We start from the raw sequence: 20,606 nt of genomic DNA, 5'->3' as shown, positions 1-20,606 counted from the left end.
TGTCTCAGATCAGGCCCTTCGACTCCAGGTACTCCTTGGCCACATCGGCTTCCTTCTGCCGCTCCTCGTCGACCTTCCGGTTGAGCTCGATGAGATCGTCCGTGGTGAGCGTCTTGGTGATCTTCGCGAGCGCGTCGGCTATCTCCTTGGAGCCCGCTTCCTCGGCGTTCACGACAGGAAGGATGTTGTCCGCGTTCTGGAGCTTCTTGTCGTCCTCGAGAATGACGAGGTCGTAGTTCTTCAGCGTCGCGTCGGTCGTCGTGGTCAGCACCAGCTGGTCCGTGCCGTTCTTGACGGCCTGTTTGGACTGCGTGGTGCCGACGCCCTTGGGATCGATTCCGGCGACGTCGATGCCGTACTTCTTCTTGAGGCCGGGGGCGCAGAACGGCCGGGACTCGCATTCGTCGCCCGCCGCGATCTTCACCTTCTCGCCCGACCTGCCGAGGTCCGAGAGCGTCTTGAGCTTGTGCTCCTTCGCAAATTCCGCGGAGACCGCGAACGCGTTCTGGTCGACCGCCTCGCCCGCGGGGAGTGCCTTGAGTCCCTCGGGCTCCGCGAGCTTCTCCAGGGCGCTCACCGTGGCGTCGAGATCGCTGGAGGCGACGGGCTCGGCCTTCGGGCCGTTCTTCTGCAGGTTCAGGAATTCCGCGAGGGTCGCGGCGTATTCCGGAGCGACGTCGATCGTGCCCTTCTTCAGTTCCGGCTTGTAGATCTCGCGGTTCTGCACCGTCTTGACCTGGGTGTCATATCCGGCGTCCGCGAGAACGCCCGCGTAGAGCTCGGCGAGCACCTTCTGCTCGGTGAACCGGGCCGAACCGACCACGATCGAGCCCTTCTTGCCACCGCCCCCCTTGTCCGACCCCTTGCCGTCGTCCTCCAGGCTGTCACCGCCGCACGCGGCGAGCCCCGCGGTCAGCGCCATGACGGCCGCGGCCGCCCCTGCCATCCGTCGCGCGCGACGCGTTGTGCTGTTCATCGGTGGATCACCATCTCCAAGGGGATTCGGAATGACCGGGCGAGCAGGACCCGGTGGGCGGGGCTGGGTGAGCAGGACTCGGCGCGACACTCAGCGGGCTGCTCCGCCCGACCGTCGCATCGGGTCGAAGAGGCGTCCGGCCAGCACCAGGACGCCCTCCACGAGCAGTGCGAGCAGCGCCACGAGGACCGCGCCCGCGACGACTTGCGGGGTGTTCTGCAGGTTGAACCCGGCGGTGATGATCCGGCCGAGGCCGCCCTCCCCCGCCATGGCGGCGAGCGTGGCCGTCGCGACGACCTGCACGCCGGCCGACCGGACGCCCGTCATGACGAGCGGGTAGGCCAGCGGCAGCTCGACCCGGGCGAACAGCTGGCCGCCGCTCATGCCCATCCCCCGCGCCGCCTCCACCACCGCCCGGTCCACCTCGCGCATCCCGAGGTAGGCGTTGGTCAGCAGCGGCGGCACGGCGAAGAGGACCAGCGCGATCAGCGTCGGGGCGTCGCCGTGCTCACCGAGCGGGGTGAGCGTGAGCAGGATCAGCAGGGCGAGGGTGGGCACCGCGCGGCCGACGTTCGAGATGTTGACCGCGAGGGCGCCGCCCTTGCCGATGTGACCGAGCCAGAGGGCGAGGGGCAGCGCGATCAGGCAGGCCACGGCGAGGCAGACGCCGCTGAAGTACAGGTGCTCGGCCAGGCGGTGCCACACCCCCTGCTCGCCCCGCCAGTTGGCGCCCGTGGTCAGCCAGTCGTACGCACCGGTGATCGCGTTCATGCAGGTTCAGCCACCTTGGCCACGGCCGGCCCGCGGTCGGCTCGGTTCGTCCGTATTCGGTGGACCCTCGTCCAGGGCGTCAGCAGGCGCTGGAGGCCGAGCAGGAGCAGGTCGGCGACGACGGCGAGGAGCACGCACAGCGCGGACGCCGTGAGCACCTGGGCCTTGAAGGTCGTGTCGAGGCCGTCGAGGATCAGGGTGCCGAGGCCGCCGTAGTCCACGATGGCGCCGACGGTCGTCAGGGCCACCGTGGAGACCGTCGTGATGCGGACGCCGGCCAGCAACGCGGGCAGCGCCAGCGGCAGTTCCACCTCCCACAGCAGCCTGAGCGGGCCGTACCCCATGCCCTTCGCGGCCTCCCTGGCCTCGTCGGGGACCGCTTGGAGCCCGGCCAGGATGTTCCGCACGAGGACCGTCAACGAGTACAGGACGAGGCCCGTGACGACCAGTGAGACGGAGAGCCCGAAGAAGGGCAGGAGCAGCGAGAACATCGCGAGCGAGGGGACCGAGTACAGCACGGTCGTCACGCCGAGGACGGGCCCCGAGAGGAAGCGCCACCGGCGCGCCAGCAGCGCGAGCGGGAGGGAGACGGCGAGTCCGATCGCCACCGAGGCGAGCGTGATGCCGATGTGCTGAAGGGTCGCGTCGGTCAGCTCCTGGCTGCGGGAGCGGACATACTCCCCGCAGATCCAGTCGTTGGTCACCAGACAGTTCCGCTCGGCCACGCGTGGCACCTCCCCCGAATTCCCGGACGTATGCCGTACACACGTCCCCCCGTGTCTGGCGACCCTAACGCGCGCCACCGACAATCGCCGAGAGTCGTTGTACGGCCGCAATCCCGCGGACACACAAAGCCCCTCGCCGCCCGCCACAATGGGGAAGCATGATCCGGTTCGAGCACGTCACCAAGCGCTACGCGGACGGCACCACGGCCGTCGACGATCTGTCCTTCGAGGTCGCGGAGGGCGAACTGGTCACGCTCGTCGGCCCGTCGGGCTGCGGCAAGACGACCACGATGAAGATGGTGAACCGGCTGGTCGAGCCGAGCGAGGGACGCATATACGTCGACGGCGACGACATATCGGGCATCGACCCGGTCCAACTGCGGCGCCGCATCGGCTACGTCATCCAGCAGGTCGGCCTCTTCCCGCACAAGACGGTCCTGGAGAACACGGCGACCGTCCCACACCTGCTCGGCGTCAAGCGCGGCAAGGCCCGCGAGCGCGCCGCCGAACTCCTCGCCCTGGTCGGCCTCGACCCCGCCGTCTTCGGCGACCGCTACCCCGAACAGCTCTCCGGCGGCCAGCGCCAGCGGGTCGGCGTGGCCCGTGCCCTGGCGGCCGATCCGCCGGTGCTGCTGATGGACGAGCCGTTCGGCGCGGTCGACCCGGTGGTCCGCGAGCACCTGCAGAACGAGTTCCTGCGCCTCCAGCAGTCCGTGCGCAAGACCGTCCTCTTCGTCACGCACGACATCGAGGAGGCGGTCCGCCTCGGCGACCGCATCGCCGTCTACGGCCAGGGCCGCATCGAGCAGTTCGACACTCCCTCGACGGTCCTCGGCGCCCCCGCGACGGAGTACGTGGCCGACTTCGTCGGCGCGGACCGGGGGCTCAAGCGGCTCTCCGTGACACCGATCGAGGAGGGCGACCTGGAACAGCCCCCCGTGGTGCACCTCGACGACCCGCTGCCGAAGCATCTCGACGCCCGCTGGGCCGTGGTCCTGGACGGCGAGAACAACCTGCACGGCTGGATCTCCGCCGAGCACGCGCGCGTGGAGCACGGCACGGTCCGCGAGCACGCCCGCCGCATGGAGGCCTGGCTGCCGGTGGGCGCGAGCCTGAAGCAGGCCTTCGCGACGATGCTCCAGCACGACGCGGGCTGGATCGCGGTCATCGACAAGGACAGCGAGGGCCGTTTCCTCGGCGTGCTGACCCCCGCCCGGCTGCACGAGGCGCTGCGCCGCTCGACGGCGGCGGACGCCCGGGCGGTCGCCCGCGCGGACGTCGAGCTGGAGACGGTGGCCGCCATCGCCGGCAAGGCGTGAAGCGAGACGTCAGCCACGGCGAGCGGCGCGGCATGCATCAGGGCGTGGGGCACGGCGTGAACCAGGGCGTGGGGCACGACGTGCCCCGGCGGCTCAACCGTCGCGCAGCCGGCTGCTCATCCACTGGAGCGTGGCGGGGATCTCCCTGCGCCAGGTGTTGAAGTTGTGCCCGCCGCTCTCCAGCGTGATCGACGACACGCGCGTGGGCGGCTTCACCGCGTGGATGAAGTCCTGTGTGGCCTGGTAGTTGTCCTCGCCCTTCTTGCTGGTGGTCACCAGGAGGGACGTCTTGGGCCGCGGCTCGTGGGCGAGGTACCACATCAGGTCCGCGCGGCGCTCCAACTCCTCGTCGCCCTGGAAGAGGTCACCGGTGGTGACGTCGATGGGCGCCTTGTAGTACGCGGAGAGGCCCGCCGCGGCGCCGTACCGCTCGGGGTGGTGGACGGCGAACTTCAGGGCGCAGTAGCCGCCCGTGGAGTCGCCGACGACGCCCCAGCTGCGGCTGTCGGCGCCCACCCGGTAGTGCCCGGAGATGGCGCGGGGCAGGTCCTTGGTGAAGAAGGTCTCGGCCTGCGGGCCGCCGGGGACGTCCACGCACTCGGTGTCGCGCGGCGGCGCGACGGTCGGCCGCATCATGATCAGGACCATCGGCTGCATCTTGCCCTCGGCGGACAGCCGGTGGGCGGTCTGGGGGTAGTGCAGCCCCTTGATGAGCGCCTCGGCGGTCCCCGGGTAGCCGGTGAGGACCACGGCCGTGCGGAACTTGCGGTCCCTGTACTGCGGCTGGAAGTACTCGGGCGGCAGGTAGACGTAGGCGGGGCTGGCGATCCGCGACACCTTGCCGCCGATGTCGATCTTCTGGATCTGGCCTCCGGTGGTCGGCCTGTTGCCCCCGGGGACGTCCACGGCGCGGGTGTCGAGCACCCTGACGGGCCCCTCCCCCTTGGCCGGGTCGTGGTCCACGACGAGGCCGGGGCTCGTCTCCTGGCCGAACAGGTCCGCCCACGTGGCGTAGAAGCCGAACGCCTGGTTGGCGGCCAGGCCCACCGATCCGAAGATGGCGAGCTGGGCGGCGAGGAGCAGCCCGACGCGTCCCGTGACGGCCTTCCAGGTGCGGCGGGCGAGCCGCGGCCAGAGCCAGATGGTGCCGAAGAAGAGCAGTGCGGCCAGCACGACCGCAAGGGCGAGGACCTTGTTGCTCGTGAGTCCCATGGGGGTTTCCTGCCTGCGCTTTCTGCCTGTGCCCCGAGATCGTCGCGGCATGACCGGAACCGGCCAGGAACGCACGGCGGCTCGCCGGGGACCTGCCGAACTTTTCCAGTGGTTTCCGGTCGGGAATGAACCCGTTTCCCCGAGGGACCGTCCTAGAGGGGGCAATGGTGCCGGATGCCGCTTTGGCACCGGATTAAAGCTCTCTCGCAGAACTACGGGATGCGATGTCTGTCAGGATAGATGGGGAAATGTCGGGCGAGGTTCCGGGCAGTCAGGAACGGCACGGCGACAGCCGGTTCCGCCGGCTGACGCGCGGTCCGCGCCCGGAGGCGGTGCCGGCCCTCGTCGCCCGGGCCTGCACGCTCGTGGGCGTGCTGAACGTCGCCGCGGGTGTGTTCCCGCGCTTCCGCCACAGCCGTGTGCACGCCATCGCCGAGGTCCTGCCCGGCGCGCTCGGCCCCTTCGCCGCCGCCCTCGCCCTCAGCTCCGGCATCCTGCTGCTCCTGCTCGCCCACGGCCTGCGGCGCCACAAGCGGCGGGCCTGGCGGGCCGCCGTGGTGCTGCTGCCCGCGGGGGCCGTCGCCCAGTTCGCGTACCGGCACTCGGTGATCGGCGTCCTGATCTCCGTCGCCCTGCTCGCGCTGCTGCTCCGTCATCGTAGTGAATTCACGGCACTGCCCGATCCACGCAGCCGCTGGCGGGCCCTGGCCAACTTCATCCTGCTCGGAACCGGTTCGATCCTGCTCGGCCTGGTGATCGTCAGCGCCCACCCCGGCAAGGTCGTCGGCGACCCCGGCATCACGGAACGCCTGCAGCACGTCCTGTACGGCCTCTTCGGCCACGAGGGCCCGGTCGCCTACTCCGGGAACACGTCCTGGACCGTCGGCTTCTCCCTCGGCGCCCTCGGCATGCTCACCGCCCTGACCACCATCTACCTGGCCTTCCGCCCCGAGCACCCGGCCGCACGCCTCACCGAGGACGACGAGACGAGGCTGCGCGCGCTGCTCGACAAGCACGGCGGCCGCGACTCCCTCGGCCACTTCGCGCTCCGCCGCGACAAGGGGGTCGTCTTCTCCCCCAGCGGCAAGGCCGCCGTCACCTACCGCGTCGTCTCCGGAGTGATGCTCGCCAGCGGCGACCCGATCGGCGACGTCGAGGCCTGGCCCGGCGCCATCGAGCGCTTCATGGACGAGGCCAAGGCCCACTCCTGGACGCCCGCCGTCATGGGCTGCTCCGAGACCGGCGGCGAGGTCTGGACCCGCGAGACCGGCCTCGACGCCCTCGAACTGGGCGACGAGGCGGTGGTGGACGTCGCGGATTTCTCCCTGTCCGGGCGTGCGATGCGCAACGTACGCCAGATGGTCAAGCGGATCGAGCGCAATGGCTACGAGACGCGCGTACGGCGCATCCGTGACCTCGGGGAGCGGGAGCTCGCCAGGATCCAGCAGGCCGCCGAGGACTGGCGCGGCACCGACACCGAGCGCGGCTTCTCGATGGCGCTCGGCCGCATCGGCGATCCCGGGGACGGCGACTGCCTGATCGCCACCGCCCACAAGGCCGACGCGGAGCCGGGTCCCTACGGCGACCTGAAGGCCGTCCTCCACTTCGTCCCGTGGGGAAAGGACGGCGTCTCCCTGGACCTCATGCGCCGCGACCGCGCGGCCGATCCCGGCATGAACGAGCTGCTCATCGTGGCCGCCCTCCAGGCCGCCCCCAAGCTCGGCATCGCGCGCGTGTCCCTCAACTTCGCCATGTTCCGCGCGGCCCTCGCCCGCGGCGAGAAGATCGGCGCGGGCCCGGTCCTGCGGGCCTGGCGCGGCCTGCTGGTGTTCCTCTCGCGCTGGTTCCAGATCGAGTCCCTGTACAAGTTCAACGCGAAGTTCCGCCCCCGCTGGGAGCCCCGCTTCGTCGTCTACCGCTCCAGCAAGGACCTGCCCCGCATCGGCTTCGCCGCCATGCAGGCCGAGGGCTTCGTGACCCTCTCGCTCCCCCGGTTCCTGCGCCGCTCCGCCGCGCAGCCCCGCCCCTGCCCGCACGGGACCACGGAGCGTGAGGTCCAGGCGGCGTAACCGTCCGCCGACCGGGCCTAGGCTGGAGTCATGAGTACGTTGCGCGGGCGCGGATCGGTCCAGGGGCTGCCGGAGTGGGGCCGCTGTGCGGTCATGGGCGTCGTGAACGTGACGCCGGACTCCTTCTCCGACGGGGGCCGCTGGTTCGACACGACGGCCGCCGTCAAGCACGGCGTCGACCTCGTGGCGCGGGGCGCCGACCTGGTCGACGTCGGCGGTGAGTCCACGCGCCCCGGCGCGACCCGCGTGGACGAGGACGAGGAGCTCAGGCGCGTCGTCCCCGTGGTGCGCGGCCTGGCCGCCGAGGGCGTCACGGTCTCCGTGGACACCATGCGCGCCACCGTCGCCGAGCGGGCGCTCGCCGCGGGCGCCGTCCTCGTCAATGACGTCAGCGGCGGCCTCGCCGACCCCCGCATGGTCCCCGCGGTCGCCGCCGCCGGAGCGCCCTTCGTCGTCATGCACTGGCGCGGCTTCCTCACCGACATCCACGCCGAGCCCGCCTACGAGGACGTGGTCTCCGAAGTCGTCGACGAGCTCCACGCACGCGTGGCCGCGGCCGTCGAGGGCGGCATCGCCCCCGAGCGCATCGTCGTCGACCCGGGCCTCGGCTTCTCCAAGAAGGCCGAGCACGACCTGGCCCTCCTGGCCCGCCTCGACCGGCTGCGCGATCTCGGCCACCCGATCCTGGTGGCCGCCTCCCGCAAGCGTTTCCTCGGCCGGGTCCTCGCGGGCCCGCAGGGCGCCCCGCCGCCCGCACGCGAGCGTGACGCCGCCACCGCCGCCGTCTCCGCCATCGCCGCCCACCAGGGCGCCTGGGCGGTCCGTGTGCACGAGGTACGGGCCACCGCCGACGCCGTGCGCGTCGCCCAGGCCGTGACGGACGCGGGCGAGAGCCGGTGACCGGGGCCCGTACCGACGTCGAGCAGGTCGAGAGCGCCAACACCGCCTTCTACGAAGCACTCGAACGCGGCGACTTCGACGAGGTCTCCGACCTGTGGCTGGACCCGGCCACCGACGACCCGGCGGCCGGGCGCGCGACGGACGAGGACGCCGCGGACGGCGGGGCGGACGGCGACCCGGCGGACGACGACGAGGTGGCCGACGACGGCTCCGCGATCTCCTGCGTGCACCCCGGCTGGCCGGTCCTCACCGGCCGCGGCGAGGTCTTGCGGTCGTACGCGCTGATCATGGCGAACACCGAGTACATCCAGTTCTTCCTGACCGACGTGAAGGTCGGGGTGGCCGGTGACACCGCCCTGGTGACGTGTACCGAGAACATCCTCAGCGGCGGTCCGCCCCCGGAGGCCGGCGGCGAGCTGGGGCCTCTCGTGGGCCAGCTCGTGGTCGCCACCAACGTGTTCCGCCGCACTCCGGACGGCTGGAAACTCTGGTCGCACCACGCCTCTCCCGTACTCGCCGAAACCGACGACGACGAGAACGACGAGACGCCCTCGTAGTGGGTAGGGGCACAGGTGTGGCCGGTCCCACGGGCCCCGCGGGCAGGCCATGTCAGTGCTCGCAGGTAGATTCGATCGAGGCTGGAGCGCCGACCGCACTCGGGGCAGGCCTGCCGATACCGACGATTGCAGGAGTGATTCGCGTGGATCGTGTCGCGCTGCGTGGCCTCAAGGCCCGCGGGCACCACGGTGTCTATCCGCGGGAGCGCGAAGAGGGCCAGACCTTCATCGTGGACCTGGTTCTCGGCCTGGACACGCGAGCGGCCGCGGCCGACGACGACCTGGCGAAGACCGTGCACTACGGGATCGTGGCCGAGGAGGTCGTGGCCGTCGTGGAGGGCGATCCCGTCGACCTCATCGAGACGCTCGCCGAGCGCATCGCCCAGGCGTGCCTGAAGCACGACGGCGTCCTGGAGGTCGAGGTGTGCGTCCACAAGCCGGACGCCCCGATCACCGTGCCCTTCGACGACGTGACCGTCACCATCACCCGGAGCCGAGTATGACTGTGCCCTTCACAGCAGGTCAGAGCGACCCGACCGTCCAGCCGGTGCCCACCTCCGTCGTCGAGCAGGTGGACGCGGCCGACCACACCCTGTCCAACCCCCACCGCGCCGTGATCTCCCTCGGCAGCAACCTCGGCAACCGCCTGGAGACGCTGCAGGGCGCCGTCGACGCCCTGGAGGACACGCCCGGCCTGCGGGTCAAGGCGGTCTCCCCGGTGTACGAGACGGAGCCGTGGGGCGTGGAGCCCGGCTCCCAGCCCGCGTACTTCAACGCGGTGGTCCTGGTGAAGACCACCCTTCCGCCCGCCTCGCTCCTGGAGCGCGCGCAGGCCGTCGAGGAGGCCTTCCACCGCGTCCGCGACGAGCGCTGGGGCCCGCGCACGATCGACGTCGACATCGTGGCGTACGCCGACGTGGTCTCCGACGACCCGGCGCTCACGCTGCCGCACCCGCGGGCGCACGAGCGTGCCTTCGTCCTCGCCCCGTGGCACGACGTCGACCCCGAGGCCAGCCTGACCGGCCGCGGCTCCGTCGCGGAGCTGCTCGACGCGCTCACCCGTGAGGGCGTCGAACCCCGCGCCGACCTGGAACTCCGACTGCCGGAGTAGTCGTTAGGGTCTGCGGATCGACGGGTCTGCGGCCCGAGGGGTCCGCGACCGATCGGTCCGTGGACCGATCCGCACGAGACATGGACGAAGATCGGGACGCCGACGCGGGTATGAAGGGTCAGACGCGGGTATGAAGGGTCATTCGTGAAGCAACTGCGCATCAGGACGCTGGTCGGCCTCTTTCTCGCGGCCGGAGTGCTGTCCTGGTCGGGCGCCCGGCTGTGGGACTCCGTCGGCTCCCTGCCGAAGGTCCCGCTGGCCGCGCCCATCGTGCTCGCGGTGATCGCCGTCGTGCTGCTCGCGACGGCGCTCTCGCTGCGCTCGCGCCTGCGTGCCCAGCGCGAGCGCCGCCCCGGCGCCAAGGGCGTCGAGCCGCTGATGGCCGCCCGCGCCGTCGTCTTCGGCCAGGCGAGCGCCCTGGTCGCGGCGCTCGTCGCGGGGATGTACGGCGGCACGGGCGCGTTCCTGCTGGAGTTCCTCGACATCCCCGCCCGCCGCGACCAGGCGGTCTACGCCGGGCTCTCGGTCGTCATGGGCATCGCCGTGATCGCCGCCGCCTTCTTCCTCGAGCGGGTCTGCAAGCTGCCCGAGGACGACGACGAGGACGGCCAGACGGCCGCGGCCGCCTAGGGCCCGCCCTCCGCCGGGTCGGCGCGCGGCCGGTCCCGGACGGCTCAGCGGGCCATGATCAGGCTCATCGCCTCGTTGCGCGTGGCGGGATCCCGGAGCTGGCCGCGGACCGCGGACGTTATCGTCTTGGCGCCCGGCTTGCGGACCCCGCGCATCGTCATGCACATGTGCTCGCACTCGACGACCACGATCACCCCGCGCGGCTCCAGGATCTTCATCAGGGAGTCAGCGATCTGCGTGGTCAGCCGCTCCTGCACCTGCGGCCGGCGCGCGTACACGTCGACGAGGCGGGCGAGCTTGGACAGACCGGTGATCTTGCCGTCCGTGGACGGGATGTACCCGACGTGGGCGACGCCGACGAACGGCACCAGGTGGTGTTCGCAGGAGCTCATGACCTCGATGTCCTTCACCAGGACCATCTCGTCGTGGCCGAGATCGAACGTCGTGGTCAGGACGTCCTCCGGCTGCTGCCAGAGGCCCGCGAATATCTCCCGGTAGGCCCGCGCCACCCGGGCCGGGGTCTCCAGGAGGCCCTCGCGGTCGGGGTCCTCGCCCACGGCGATCAGGAGCTCGCGCACGGCGTTCTCGGCACGCTTCTCGTCGAACTCGCCGATCGAGCCCTCGCTGTCCAGCGTCACCGGGTCGGTCATGATGTGCCTCGTTCCTGTGCGTCCTGCGCGGGGCTGCGGAAATGCCGCGCCCCCCAGGCTAAAACCTGGGGGGCGCGGCATTCATTCCGGGCCTGCCGGGACGTACGGATCAGCTCTCGGGGCGGTCCTCCGGGGCCACCTCAAGGGGCTGCTCCGTGCCGCCCGCGGAGATCGCGGGGGTGGCGCCGTTCGCACCGTTCGTCAGCGACAGCTCCTTGGGGGAGAGCACCGGCGGGCGGGTCGAGGGCGTGCGCCTGGAGGAGCCGGTCCACGCCGGGCGGGCCGGGCGCTTCACGATGCCGGAGAAGACCTCGGCGATCTGCTCCTTGCCCAGGGTCTCCTTCTCCAGCAGCTGGAGCACCAGGTTGTCGAGGATGTCGCGATTCTCGACGAGGATCTCCCACGCTTCGTTGTGCGCGGTCTCGATGAGCTTCTTGACCTCTTCGTCGACCAGCGCGGCGACCTCTTCCGAGTAGTCCCGCTGGTGCGCCATCTCGCGCCCGAGGAACGGCTCGGTGTTGTCCCCGCCGAACTTGATCGCGCCGAGACGCTCGGTCATGCCGTACTGCGTGACCATCGCGCGTGCGGTGGCCGTGGCCTTCTCGATGTCGTTCGCCGCGCCCGTCGTCGGGTCGTGGAAGACGAGCTCCTCGGCCGCGCGCCCGCCCAGCATGTACGCGAGCTGGTCGAGCATCTCGTTGCGCGTGGTGGAGTACTTGTCCTCTTCGGGCAGGACCATGGTGTAACCCAGGGCCCGGCCACGGGACAGGATGGTGATCTTGTGGACCGGGTCCGAGTTCGGGGAGGCCGCCGCGACCAGGGCGTGTCCGCCCTCGTGGTACGCGGTGATCTTCTTCTCCTTGTCGGACATGATCCGGGTCCGCTTCTGCGGGCCCGCGACCACACGGTCGATCGCCTCGTCCAGCGAGTGGTTGTCGATCAGCTTCTTGTCGCTGCGCGCCGTGAGGAGCGCCGCTTCGTTCAGCACGTTCGACAGGTCGGCACCCGTGAAGCCCGGCGTGCGGCGGGCGACCGCGCCCAGGTCGACGTCCGGGGCGACCGGCTTGCCCTTCTGGTGGACCTTGAGGATCTCCAGACGGCCCTGCATGTCCGGGCGGTCGACGGCGATCTGCCGGTCGAAGCGGCCGGGGCGCAGGAGCGCCGGGTCGAGGATGTCGGGCCGGTTCGTGGCGGCGATCAGGATGACGCCGCCCTTCACGTCGAAGCCGTCCATCTCGACGAGCAGCTGGTTCAGCGTCTGCTCGCGCTCGTCGTGGCCACCGCCGAGGCCGGCGCCGCGGTGGCGGCCGACCGCGTCGATCTCGTCGACGAAGACGATCGCCGGGGCGTTCGCCTTGGCCTGCTCGAAGAGGTCGCGGACACGGGAGGCGCCGACACCGACGAACATCTCGACGAAGTCGGAACCGGAGATCGAGTAGAACGGCACCCCGGCCTCACCGGCGACGGCGCGCGCGAGGAGCGTCTTGCCCGTGCCGGGCGGGCCGTAGAGCAGCACGCCCTTGGGGATCTTGGCGCCGACGGCCTGGAACTTCGCCGGCTCCTGGAGGAACTCCTTGATCTCGTGGAGCTCCTCGACGGCTTCGTCCGAACCCGCGACGTCGGAGAAGGTCGTCTTCGGGGTGTCCTTGGTGATCAGCTTGGCCTTGGACTTCCCGAAGTTCATGACCCGGGAACCGCCGCCCTGCATCTGATTCATCAGGAACAGGAAGACGACGACGATCAGGACGAAGGGGAGGAGGGAGAGCAGGATGCCGACGAAGGGATTCTGCTTCGACGGGGAGACGGTGTAACCGTCCTTGATCTGCTTGTCCTCGAACTTGGCCTGCAGAGACTTGGCGAGGTCGACGCCCTGGTCGCCGATGTAGCTCGCCTGGATCTTGCTGCTGCCCTTGACCTTCTCACCGTCGATGAGCTCGGCCTTGATGATCTGCTCGTCACCGGTGGTGAGCTTGGCCGACTTGACCTTGTTGTCGTTGATCGCCTGGACGACCTGACCGGTGTCAACCGTCTTGTAGCCACCGGACGAGCCGACGACCTGCATCAACACGACCACGGCAAGGACGGCCAGCACGATCCACATGACTGGCCCACGGAAGTATCGCTTCACGTCCATCCATACGGAGCGATGACGCCCCGTCCCTCCTGCCATAGTGAGTTTGATAAAGACTGTTCTTCGGACGGTACCCCAGCATTGTGACCCGAAGCCGCACGGGCGGGCTGGCAATACTGCCTTCGCATGTCCAACGGCGGGAAACCGGTGAGGGTTCCCGCCGCCGCCCCCCGGTCCCTCGGCGGTCAGCCGCCGTAGACGTGCGGGGCGAGCGTTCCGACGAAGGGAAGGTTCCGGTACTTCTCCGCGAAGTCCAGGCCATAGCCCACCACGAACTCGTTCGGGATGTCGAAACCGATCCACTTCACGTCGATCGCGACCTTCGCCGCCTCGGGCTTGCGCAGCAGCGTGCACACCTCCAGGGAGGCGGGCTCGCGGGAGCCGAGGTTGGAGAGCAGCCAGGACAGCGTCAGACCGGAGTCGATGATGTCCTCGACGATCAGCACGTGCCTGCCCTTGATGTCGGTGTCCAGGTCCTTGAGGATCCGGACGACGCCGGAGGACTGCGTGCCCGCGCCGTACGACGAGACGGCCATCCAGTCCATCGTGACCGGGGTGGACAGCGCGCGCGCCAGGTCCGCCATGACCATCACGGCGCCCTTGAGGACACCGACGATCAGCAGGTCCTTGCCCGCGTACTCCGCGTCGACCTTCGCGGCGAGCTCCGCCAGCTTCGCGTCGATCTCTTCCTTGGTGATGAGCACCGACTTGAGGTCGGTGCCCATGTCTTTCGCGTCCACCCGCATCACTTTCGGTCGTCACACCGGCCGACGCGGTCCCGCAGTGCGCACGGTCCTCGTCAGCCTTGCCGGATCACCAGTCTGCCACCCTGGCGCTGAGCCACGACTTTGCCCGGGAGATTGATGGCCCCCTGGCCGCGCCAGCCGGTGATGAGGCGGTCGACCTCCTCGATGTGCCGGGCGAACAGCGAACCGGCCGGCGCACCGGCCTCGATCGCGGCCCGGCGCACGATGCGGCGGCGCACGGCGGGGGGCAGGGCGAACAGTTTGGCGCACTCCAGGAGGCCGGCGGCGTCGCGCACCGACGCCTCGGCCTGGGCGGCCCAGGCGTCGAGGGCGTCGGCGTCGTCGCGGGAGAGCTGGGCCGTACGGGCGAGCGCTTCGACGACGCCCTTGCCGAGCGCCTTCTCCAGGGCGGGCAGGCCCTCGTGGCGCAGCCGGGAGCGGGTGTAGGCGGGGTCGGCGTTGTGCGGGTCGTCCCAGACGGGCAGCGACTGGACCATGCACGCCTTGCGGGCCGTCTGGCGGTCGATGTGCAGGAACGGGCGGCGGTAACGGCCGGCGGCCCCCGAGGTCGCGGCCATTCCGGACAGGGAGCGGATGCCGGAGCCGCGGGCGAGGCCGAGCAGGACCGTCTCGGCCTGGTCGTCGCGGGTGTGGCCGAGCAGGACGGCGGCGGCCGAGTGCCGCTCGGCGGCGGCGTCCAGGGCGGCGTAGCGCGCGTCCCGGGCGGCGGCTTCGGGACCGCCCGCGCGGCCGACCTCCACGGCGACGGATTCGACCGGGGTCAGGCCGAGGGCGGTCAGACGTGCGACGACCTCGGCGGCGCGCAGGTCGGAGCCGGGCTGCAGGCCGTGGTCGACGGTGACGCCACCGGCGCGGACGCCGAGCTTGGGGGCCTCGAAGGCGAGGGCGGAGGCGAGCGCCATCGAGTCGGCGCCGCCGGAGCAGGCGACGAGCACGAGCGGCCGGGGGGCCTGCCCGTGGGGAGCGTCGCCGTGAGCGGCGTGCCCGTGGGGGGCGTGTGCGGGGGGTGGGGGGTCGGTTTCGGAGCTGCGCTGTACGTCGGTCAGTACGTCGTGGAGTACGCGGCGGACCGCCAGGCGTATCGCCGCGACCGCAGGATGGGGACCCATGTCCGGTTCCCTTCGTGAAGTTCGGGGGGTGTGCCTCGGACCAATCGCTCAAGGACCCACTCCGGAGACCGGATCTGGCGTTCAGACCGCGGAGTCCCGAGCATTCGGTCACTCAGAGTGTGTCGATGGTGACAGAGCCGAGCCGTTCCCCGAGCATTGCACGCCTACCCACCGTTCACGGTCCCTCGGACGGGTGATTGCGAGGGCGTTCTCCTGTCATCGGCCGGGATCGGTCCCTCAATCCGCCTTACGGTGCACCCGCGCGACCCACTCCGCGGGTTTCGCGATCTCCGCCTTGGTGGGCAGCGTGTTCGGTGACGTCCATACGCGGTTGAAGCCCTCCATGCCGACCTCCTCCACGACCGCCCGCACGAAGCGCTCGCCGTCGCGATACTGGCGCAGCTTCGCGTCGAGGCCCAGGAGCTTGCGCAGCACCTGGTCGAGGCGGCTCGCGCCGCGCGCCCTGCGCTCCTTGAACTTCTCCCGGATCTCGGCGACGGACGGCACCACGTCGGGGCCCACGCCGTCCATGACGAAGTCGGCGTGGCCCTCCAGGAGGGACATCACGGCGGTGAGGCGGCCGAGGATCTCGCGCTGGGCGGGGGTCTGCACCAGCTCCACGAGGGAGCGACCGCCGTCGGACGCCGCGTCCTCCTCGGCGTCGCCGCGGCCGGTGGCGAAGGCCTGAGCGGCCTCCCTCACACGCTCCAGGACGGTCATCGGGTCGACCTCGGTCTCGCCGAGGAAGCCCTGGATCTCGCCCTCCAGGTGGTCGCGCAGCCAGGGCACCGCGGTGAACTGCGTGCGGTGCGTCTCCTCGTGGAGGCAGACCCAGAGCCGGAAGTCGTGGGGGTCCACGTCCAGCTCCCGCTCGACGTGCACGATGTTCGGTGCGACCAGGAGGAGCCTGCCGCCGCCGTTCGCCCCCGCGGGGAGGTCGCGGGTGGCCGGGGCGAAGGTCTCGTACTGCCCGAGGACACGGGAGGCGAGGAACGAGAGCAGCATGCCCAGCTCGACGCCCGTCACCTTGCCGCCGACCGCGCCGAGCACGGCTCCGCCGGGGGTGCCGGAGCGCTTGTCCTGCATCTTGTCCAACAGGGGCTTGAGGAGCTCCCTGAAGCCCTCCACGTTCGCCCGGACCCAGCCTGCTCTGTCGACGACGAGGACCGGGGTGTCGTGGGTCTCCTCCGTGCCCATGCCGGTGAAGGAACGGACGTGCTCCTCCGAGGACTTGGCATGCCGACGGAGCTCTGCGACGACGGCGCGTGCCTCGTCGCGGCTCACTTCTGGGCCCGGCCTCACGAGTCGGGTCGCGGTCGCCACCGCGAGATTCCAGTCGACCATCTCCGCACCACCGATGCTCGTCATGCGTCAACGGTACGTGGTTGCTCCCTCTGGTGGAGGGGCTTGCACCCCTCACTTGCCCCTGGGCTCGCCCCTAGGGGCCCTTTCGCACCCTCGGTGGGGCTGTGTCCCGTCTTCGCCCGGGCGTCGGCCCGTGCCTGCGGGCACCGGCCTCGCGTGCGTCGCCTCTTGCGTCCGCGGGTTCGTCGTGGCTCGGCGCGCCGTTCCCCGCGCCCCTGGCTGTGGGCTGGCCTCGCCTTGGTGCTCACGGGCCGGCCCGCTTCGGGGCTGTTTCAGCGGCAGCCGCAGTTGGCCAGAGTCGTGGCCATTTTGTCCAGGGTTTTCTGGGCCGCCTGGGGGTCCGACGTGCCGGTGGTCATGAACGCGAAGACCAGGAGGCGGCCGTCCGCGTCGACGACCGTGCCCGCCAGGGTGTTCACACCCGTGAGGGTGCCGGTCTTGGCGCGGACCACGCCCGTGCCCGCGGAGTCCTTGGGGTAGCGGTCGACGAGGGTGCCGGTGAAGCCCGCGACGGGCAGGCCCGTCACCGCCGAGCGCAGCTCGGGGCGGGCCGGGTCGGCGGCCTTGTGCAGGAGCGCGCCGAGGAGTTCCGCGGAGACGCGGTCGGCCCGGTCGAGGCCGCTGCCGTCGGCGAACCTCGCCCCCGAGAGCGGCAGCCCCAGCTTCGCGAGCTGTGCGTGCACCGCCTTGTCGGCTCCCTCGAAGCTCGGCCGCTCCTTGGCCGCCACGGCGGTCTGGCGGGCCAGGGCCTCGGCGATGTCGTTGTCGCTGTGCGTCAGCATCCGCTCGACCAGGGCCGACAGGGGCGGTGACTCGACCTCGGCGAGGGACTCCGCCCGTCCGGAGGCCCTGGTCCCCTCCGTCCGCTCCGTCTTGATGCCGTGGTCCCGCAGGAACTCCGCGAACTTCTCCGTCGCGTCGCCCGCCGGGTCCCCCGAGCGCGGCGCGGGGCCGCTGGAGGAGTCGTCGAGGCGCCCCTCGTCGATCATGAGGGCGCTGACGGGGGTGATGTTCTCGTTGGGGCCGATCGGGTGCTGCGCGGGCCCCGCGTACAGGGACGTGTCGTAGGACAGCTTCACCTCGTCCACGTGCCGGGCCTCAAGCGCGCGGGCGGTGTCCGCCGCGAGGCGGCGCAGGCTCGCGGCCGTGTCGGTGTACCGGCCGTCCTTGCGGGCGGTGAGCGTGGGGTCGCCGCCGCCGACCAGGACGACGTCCCGCGTGTCCCCGGACCCGCCGGGTTCGAGCACCGCCCTGGTGGCGATGCGGTGGTCGGGGCCGAGCGCGGACAGCGCCGCGACCGCCGTGGCGATCTTGACGGTCGACGCGGGCGTCAGGCCCCGGCCCGCGTCCTTGCCGTAGACGCGCTTGCCGGTGGCCGCGTCGACGACCACGGCCGCGCGCTCCGGGCCGAGCGCCCGGTCCCGCAGCAGCGGATCGAGTACGTCCGCCAGGGCGCGCTCCGTCGGCACGGGCGCCGTTCCCGCGGGCGCGCCGATGCCGGCGAGCACCGTACGGGCGCTCGGGGCGGTCTCCGGCACCCGGTCAGCGCCCGGACCACCGTGATCTGCGCCACCCCCGGCATCCCGGGCAGCCGCCCGGACGCGCTCCGCCGTACGCTGACCGGAGGAGTCCCAGGGGCCGGCCGCGGCCACCGCTCCGGCCGCGATCACCAGGCCGAGGGTGGCGGCACCCGCCGTGAGCTGCCAGTTCGTGAGCTTTCCCGAGATCCGGGGGAGCTTGCGGGCGGAAGGCTCGGCCAGCTGTCTCAGCAGCTGTCGAGGCCGACGCCAAGGCTTGAGCTCCGGCACGACGACCAGCCCCTTTCGCGATCACACATCTGCGTGAGGGACACTTAACCACCCGAAGTATGTGCTGATCATGGAGGAGCCACCCGTGGAGTTCGACGTCACCATCGAGATTCCGAAGGGTTCGCGGAACAAGTACGAGGTGGACCACGAGACCGGCCGGATCCGTCTGGACCGTCGCCTCTTCACGTCGACCAGCTACCCCGCGGACTACGGCTTCGTCGAGAACACCCTCGGCGAGGACGGTGACCCGCTGGACGCCCTGGTCATCCTGGACGAGCCGACCTTCCCCGGCTGCCTCATCAAGTGCCGCGCGATCGGCATGTTCCGGATGACCGACGAGGCGGGCGGCGACGACAAGCTGCTCTGCGTCCCGGCCTCGGACCCGCGCGTGGAGCACCTGCGCGACATCCACCACGTCTCCGAGTTCGACCGTCTGGAGATCCAGCACTTCTTCGAGGTGTACAAGGACCTGGAGCCCGGCAAGTCCGTCGAGGGGGCCGACTGGGTCGGCCGCGCCGACGCCGAGGCCGAGATCGAGAAGTCGTACAAGCGCTTCGAGGCGCAGGGCGGCCACTGAGCCTCCGGCCTCGTACGGGCCGCGCGGACCGATCACCGGGCCGCGCGGCCCGTTCGTGTATCTGTGCCCATACTGGCCATACGGAGGTGCGTACGAGTCGTAGGAGAAGTGAGGGCATCAGTGGCCGAGCATGAGGCCGAGGACCGTAAGCCTCAGTCGGACGAAGCCCGTAGCGCGTTCGTCCCGCCGAGCGGGGTGCTCGCGCAGGAGGCTGCCGAGGACGAGTCTCAGACGACGTCCGAGTTCGCCGTCCCGACCGGTCTGGCGACGCCGTCGACCACGACGCAGGAGACCGAGAAGTCTGCGTTCACGACGCCGAACACCTACAGCTCCCGCAACGCCCCGCCGGCCTTCACGCCCGCGCACGGCATCCCCCTGGTGAAGCTCACCAAGGAAGTGCCCTGGCAGGACCAGATGCGCACGATGCTGCGGATGCCGGTGGCGGAGCGGCCCGCTCCGGAGCCGGCGCAGAAGCAGGAGGACGAGTCGGGGCCCGCCGTCCCGCGCGTCCTCGACCTGACGCTCCGTATCGGCGAGCTGCTGCTCGCGGGCGGTGAGGGCGCCGAGGACGTCGAGGCGGCCATGTTCGCCGTCTGCCGCTCCTACGGGCTCGACCGCTGCGAGCCGAACGTGACGTTCACGCTCCTGTCGATCTCCCACCAGCCCTCGCTCGTCGAGGACCCCGTCACTGCGTCGAGGACGGTACGGCGGCGCGGCACCGACTACACCCGGCTCGCGGCGGTCTTCCACCTGGTGGACGACATCAGCGATCCGGAGATCGAGGTCTCCCTGGAGGAGGCCTACCGCCGGCTCGCGGGCATTCGGCGTAACCGTCACCCCTACCCCGGGTGGGCGCTCACGGCGGCCAGCGGGCTCCTCGCGGGCTCCGCGTCCGTGCTCGTCGGCGGTGGCGCGCTGGTGTTCCTCGTGGCGGCCGTCGGCGCGATGCTCGGCGACCGGCTCGCCTGGCTCTGCGCGGGGCGCGGGCTGCCGGAGTTCTACCAGTTCGTGGGCGCGGCGATGCCGCCCGCCGCGCTGGGCGTCGCGCTGAGCTTCGCGCACACCGAGGCGACGATGGCGTCCGCCGTCATCACCGGTGGGCTCTTCGCGCTGATCCCGGGGCGGGCCCTGGTGGCGGGCGTGCAGGACGGTCTCACCGGCTACTACATCACCGCCGCCGCACGCCTCCTTGAGGTCATGTACCTGATCGTCGGCATCGTCTGCGGCGTGCTGCTCGTGCTGTCGCTCGGCGTGATGCTGGACGCGACGAACCTGACGCCCGAGACGAAGTTCGGCGTCTCGTCGTCGCGTCCGGTCATCCAGATCCTGGCGTCGATGGCGCTGAGCCTCGCCTTCGCGATCCTGTTGCAGCAGGAGCGGAACACGGTGCTGATCGTGACGCTCAACGGCGGCATCGCCTGGGTGATGTTCGGCGCGCTCGCGCAGACGCCCCTCGCGCTGTCGCCCGTGGCGGCCACGGCTGTCGCCGCCGGGCTGGTGGGGCTGTTCGGGCAGCTCTTCTCGCGGTACCGGTTCGCGTCGTCACTGCCGTACGTCACGGCGGCGATCGGGCCGCTGCTGCCCGGTAGCGCCACGTACTTCGGGCTGCTCGCCCTGGCCCAGAACGACCTCAACACCGGGATCAACTCGCTCACCAAGGCCGTCGCCACGGCGCTGGCGATCGCGATCGGCGTGAACCTCGGGAGCGAGGTGTCCCGGCTGATCCTCAAGGTTCCCGGCGCGGCCTCGGCGGCGAATCGCCGTGCGGCGAAGCGGACCAGGGGCTTCTAGCCCCGGGGGCGCGTTCCCCTGCGGGGGGCTTCCCTATTGGGCTTCCCCTGCAGGGGGCCCTTGCCGGGCCTCCCTGCGGGGTTTCTGACCGCTTCTGGCCGCCGGTTCGGGAGTGGTTCGGGGGCTCTGCCCCCGGGC

At 71.0% G+C, this 20,606-nt stretch carries 19 protein-coding genes; 9 read left to right on the top strand and 10 right to left on the bottom strand.

Annotation, left to right across the window (positions count from 1 at the left end; all coding sequences use genetic code 11):
- Positions 1-4: 4 nt before the first annotated feature.
- The 3 genes from DCW30_RS12340 to DCW30_RS12330 all read right to left on the bottom strand — a co-directional run bounded on the left by DCW30_RS12340 (position 5) and on the right by DCW30_RS12330 (position 2,472).
- Positions 5-976, bottom strand: coding sequence for an ABC transporter substrate-binding protein (locus DCW30_RS12340; RefSeq protein ID WP_076685109.1), 972 nt, complete (start codon positions 974-976; stop codon positions 5-7).
- A gap of 90 nt (positions 977-1,066) precedes the next feature.
- A complete protein-coding gene (locus DCW30_RS12335; protein ID WP_076685110.1) occupies positions 1,067-1,747 on the bottom strand; it encodes an ABC transporter permease in 681 nt (226 codons plus the stop codon).
- A complete protein-coding gene (locus DCW30_RS12330; RefSeq protein WP_076685111.1) occupies positions 1,744-2,472 on the bottom strand; it encodes an ABC transporter permease in 729 nt (242 codons plus the stop codon). Before DCW30_RS12330 ends, DCW30_RS12335 begins: the two co-directional genes overlap by 4 nt.
- 158 nt (positions 2,473-2,630) lie before the next feature.
- On the opposite strand from DCW30_RS12330, the gene DCW30_RS12325 reads away from it, so the two are divergent.
- Complete coding sequence (locus DCW30_RS12325) at positions 2,631-3,791, top strand: ABC transporter ATP-binding protein (RefSeq protein ID WP_076685112.1); 1,161 nt, start codon at positions 2,631-2,633, stop codon at positions 3,789-3,791.
- Between the two features lie 93 nt (positions 3,792-3,884).
- On the opposite strand, the gene DCW30_RS12320 is transcribed toward DCW30_RS12325, so the two are convergent.
- Complete coding sequence (locus tag DCW30_RS12320) at positions 3,885-5,003, bottom strand: alpha/beta hydrolase (RefSeq protein WP_076685113.1); 1,119 nt, start codon at positions 5,001-5,003, stop codon at positions 3,885-3,887.
- A 248-nt stretch (positions 5,004-5,251) separates the two neighbouring features.
- Here DCW30_RS12320 and DCW30_RS12315 point away from each other — a divergent pair, with 248 nt between their 5' ends.
- The 6 genes from DCW30_RS12315 (at position 5,252) to DCW30_RS12290 (ending at position 10,270) form a co-directional block, all read left to right on the top strand.
- The gene (locus tag DCW30_RS12315; RefSeq protein ID WP_076685114.1) at positions 5,252-7,072 is read left to right on the top strand and encodes a phosphatidylglycerol lysyltransferase domain-containing protein; all 1,821 of its coding nucleotides are present in this window, start codon (positions 5,252-5,254) and stop codon (positions 7,070-7,072) included.
- 30 nt (positions 7,073-7,102) lie between these two features.
- A complete protein-coding gene (gene folP, locus DCW30_RS12310; protein ID WP_076685115.1) occupies positions 7,103-7,972 on the top strand; it encodes a dihydropteroate synthase in 870 nt (289 codons plus the stop codon).
- Positions 7,969-8,529, top strand: a complete 561-nt coding sequence (locus DCW30_RS12305) for a nuclear transport factor 2 family protein (protein WP_076685116.1) — start codon at positions 7,969-7,971, stop codon at positions 8,527-8,529. Before folP ends, DCW30_RS12305 begins: the two co-directional genes overlap by 4 nt.
- A 143-nt stretch (positions 8,530-8,672) precedes the next feature.
- A complete protein-coding gene (gene folB / locus DCW30_RS12300) occupies positions 8,673-9,032 on the top strand; it encodes a dihydroneopterin aldolase (RefSeq protein ID WP_062771561.1) in 360 nt (119 codons plus the stop codon).
- Positions 9,029-9,640, top strand: coding sequence for a 2-amino-4-hydroxy-6-hydroxymethyldihydropteridine diphosphokinase (gene folK, locus DCW30_RS12295; protein ID WP_062771559.1), 612 nt, complete (start codon positions 9,029-9,031; stop codon positions 9,638-9,640). The genes folB and folK overlap by 4 nt, the downstream gene beginning before the upstream one ends.
- 144 nt (positions 9,641-9,784) lie before the next feature.
- Positions 9,785-10,270, top strand: a complete 486-nt coding sequence (locus tag DCW30_RS12290) for a DUF3180 domain-containing protein (RefSeq protein WP_062771557.1) — start codon at positions 9,785-9,787, stop codon at positions 10,268-10,270.
- A gap of 44 nt (positions 10,271-10,314) precedes the next feature.
- Here the strand turns inward: DCW30_RS12290 and folE are convergent, their stop codons facing one another.
- The 6 genes from folE to dacB all read right to left on the bottom strand — a co-directional run bounded on the left by folE (position 10,315) and on the right by dacB (position 17,830).
- Complete coding sequence (gene folE / locus DCW30_RS12285; protein ID WP_062771555.1) at positions 10,315-10,920, bottom strand: GTP cyclohydrolase I FolE; 606 nt, start codon at positions 10,918-10,920, stop codon at positions 10,315-10,317.
- Between the two features lie 109 nt (positions 10,921-11,029).
- Positions 11,030-13,054: an ATP-dependent zinc metalloprotease FtsH gene (ftsH, locus tag DCW30_RS12280; RefSeq protein WP_062771553.1), complete on the bottom strand. Its 2,025-nt coding sequence runs from the start codon at positions 13,052-13,054 to the stop codon at positions 11,030-11,032.
- A 182-nt stretch (positions 13,055-13,236) separates the two neighbouring features.
- Positions 13,237-13,797: a hypoxanthine phosphoribosyltransferase gene (gene hpt, locus DCW30_RS12275; RefSeq protein ID WP_062771551.1), complete on the bottom strand. Its 561-nt coding sequence runs from the start codon at positions 13,795-13,797 to the stop codon at positions 13,237-13,239.
- Between the two features lie 53 nt (positions 13,798-13,850).
- A complete protein-coding gene (gene tilS, locus DCW30_RS12270) occupies positions 13,851-14,927 on the bottom strand; it encodes a tRNA lysidine(34) synthetase TilS (RefSeq protein ID WP_076685117.1) in 1,077 nt (358 codons plus the stop codon).
- A gap of 237 nt (positions 14,928-15,164) precedes the next feature.
- Entirely contained in the window at positions 15,165-16,295 is a 1,131-nt protein-coding gene (locus DCW30_RS12265) for a zinc-dependent metalloprotease (RefSeq protein WP_062771547.1), read from the bottom strand.
- Positions 16,296-16,564: 269 nt separating this feature from the next.
- Positions 16,565-17,830: a D-alanyl-D-alanine carboxypeptidase/D-alanyl-D-alanine endopeptidase gene (gene dacB, locus DCW30_RS12260; protein WP_338400582.1), complete on the bottom strand. Its 1,266-nt coding sequence runs from the start codon at positions 17,828-17,830 to the stop codon at positions 16,565-16,567.
- A gap of 355 nt (positions 17,831-18,185) precedes the next feature.
- On the opposite strand from dacB, the gene DCW30_RS12255 reads away from it, so the two are divergent.
- Both DCW30_RS12255 and DCW30_RS12250 read left to right on the top strand, forming a co-directional pair.
- On the top strand, positions 18,186-18,677 hold the full coding sequence (locus DCW30_RS12255) for an inorganic diphosphatase (RefSeq protein ID WP_030785786.1): 492 nt from the start codon (positions 18,186-18,188) through the stop codon (positions 18,675-18,677).
- A 120-nt stretch (positions 18,678-18,797) separates the two neighbouring features.
- Complete coding sequence (locus tag DCW30_RS12250; protein ID WP_062771545.1) at positions 18,798-20,468, top strand: threonine/serine exporter family protein; 1,671 nt, start codon at positions 18,798-18,800, stop codon at positions 20,466-20,468.
- Positions 20,469-20,606 lie beyond the last annotated feature (138 nt).

It is taken from the genome of Streptomyces alfalfae (genome assembly GCF_004127445.1).
GTDB classification, from domain to species: domain Bacteria; phylum Actinomycetota; class Actinomycetes; order Streptomycetales; family Streptomycetaceae; genus Streptomyces; species Streptomyces alfalfae.
The sequence above is the reverse complement of the archived record's forward strand: the minus strand, read 5'-3'. Positions and strand labels throughout refer to the sequence as shown.

Bases quoted from the DNA above. Each gene is read 5' to 3' on its own strand.
- DCW30_RS12340 (WP_076685109.1), bottom strand. From the start codon at position 976: ATGAACAGCACAACGCGTCGCGCGCGACGGATGGCAGGGGCGGCCGCG.
- DCW30_RS12335 (WP_076685110.1), bottom strand. From the start codon at position 1,747: ATGAACGCGATCACCGGTGCGTACGACTGGCTGACCACGGGCGCCAAC.
- DCW30_RS12325 (WP_076685112.1), top strand. From the start codon at position 2,631: ATGATCCGGTTCGAGCACGTCACCAAGCGCTACGCGGACGGCACCACG.
- DCW30_RS12320 (WP_076685113.1), bottom strand. From the start codon at position 5,003: ATGGGACTCACGAGCAACAAGGTCCTCGCCCTTGCGGTCGTGCTGGCC.
- DCW30_RS12315 (WP_076685114.1), top strand. From the start codon at position 5,252: ATGTCGGGCGAGGTTCCGGGCAGTCAGGAACGGCACGGCGACAGCCGG.
- folP (WP_076685115.1), top strand. From the start codon at position 7,103: ATGAGTACGTTGCGCGGGCGCGGATCGGTCCAGGGGCTGCCGGAGTGG.
- folK (WP_062771559.1), top strand. From the start codon at position 9,029: ATGACTGTGCCCTTCACAGCAGGTCAGAGCGACCCGACCGTCCAGCCG.
- folE (WP_062771555.1), bottom strand. From the start codon at position 10,920: ATGACCGACCCGGTGACGCTGGACAGCGAGGGCTCGATCGGCGAGTTC.
- ftsH (WP_062771553.1), bottom strand. From the start codon at position 13,054: ATGGACGTGAAGCGATACTTCCGTGGGCCAGTCATGTGGATCGTGCTG.
- hpt (WP_062771551.1), bottom strand. From the start codon at position 13,797: ATGCGGGTGGACGCGAAAGACATGGGCACCGACCTCAAGTCGGTGCTC.
- tilS (WP_076685117.1), bottom strand. From the start codon at position 14,927: ATGGGTCCCCATCCTGCGGTCGCGGCGATACGCCTGGCGGTCCGCCGC.
- DCW30_RS12265 (WP_062771547.1), bottom strand. From the start codon at position 16,295: ATGACGAGCATCGGTGGTGCGGAGATGGTCGACTGGAATCTCGCGGTG.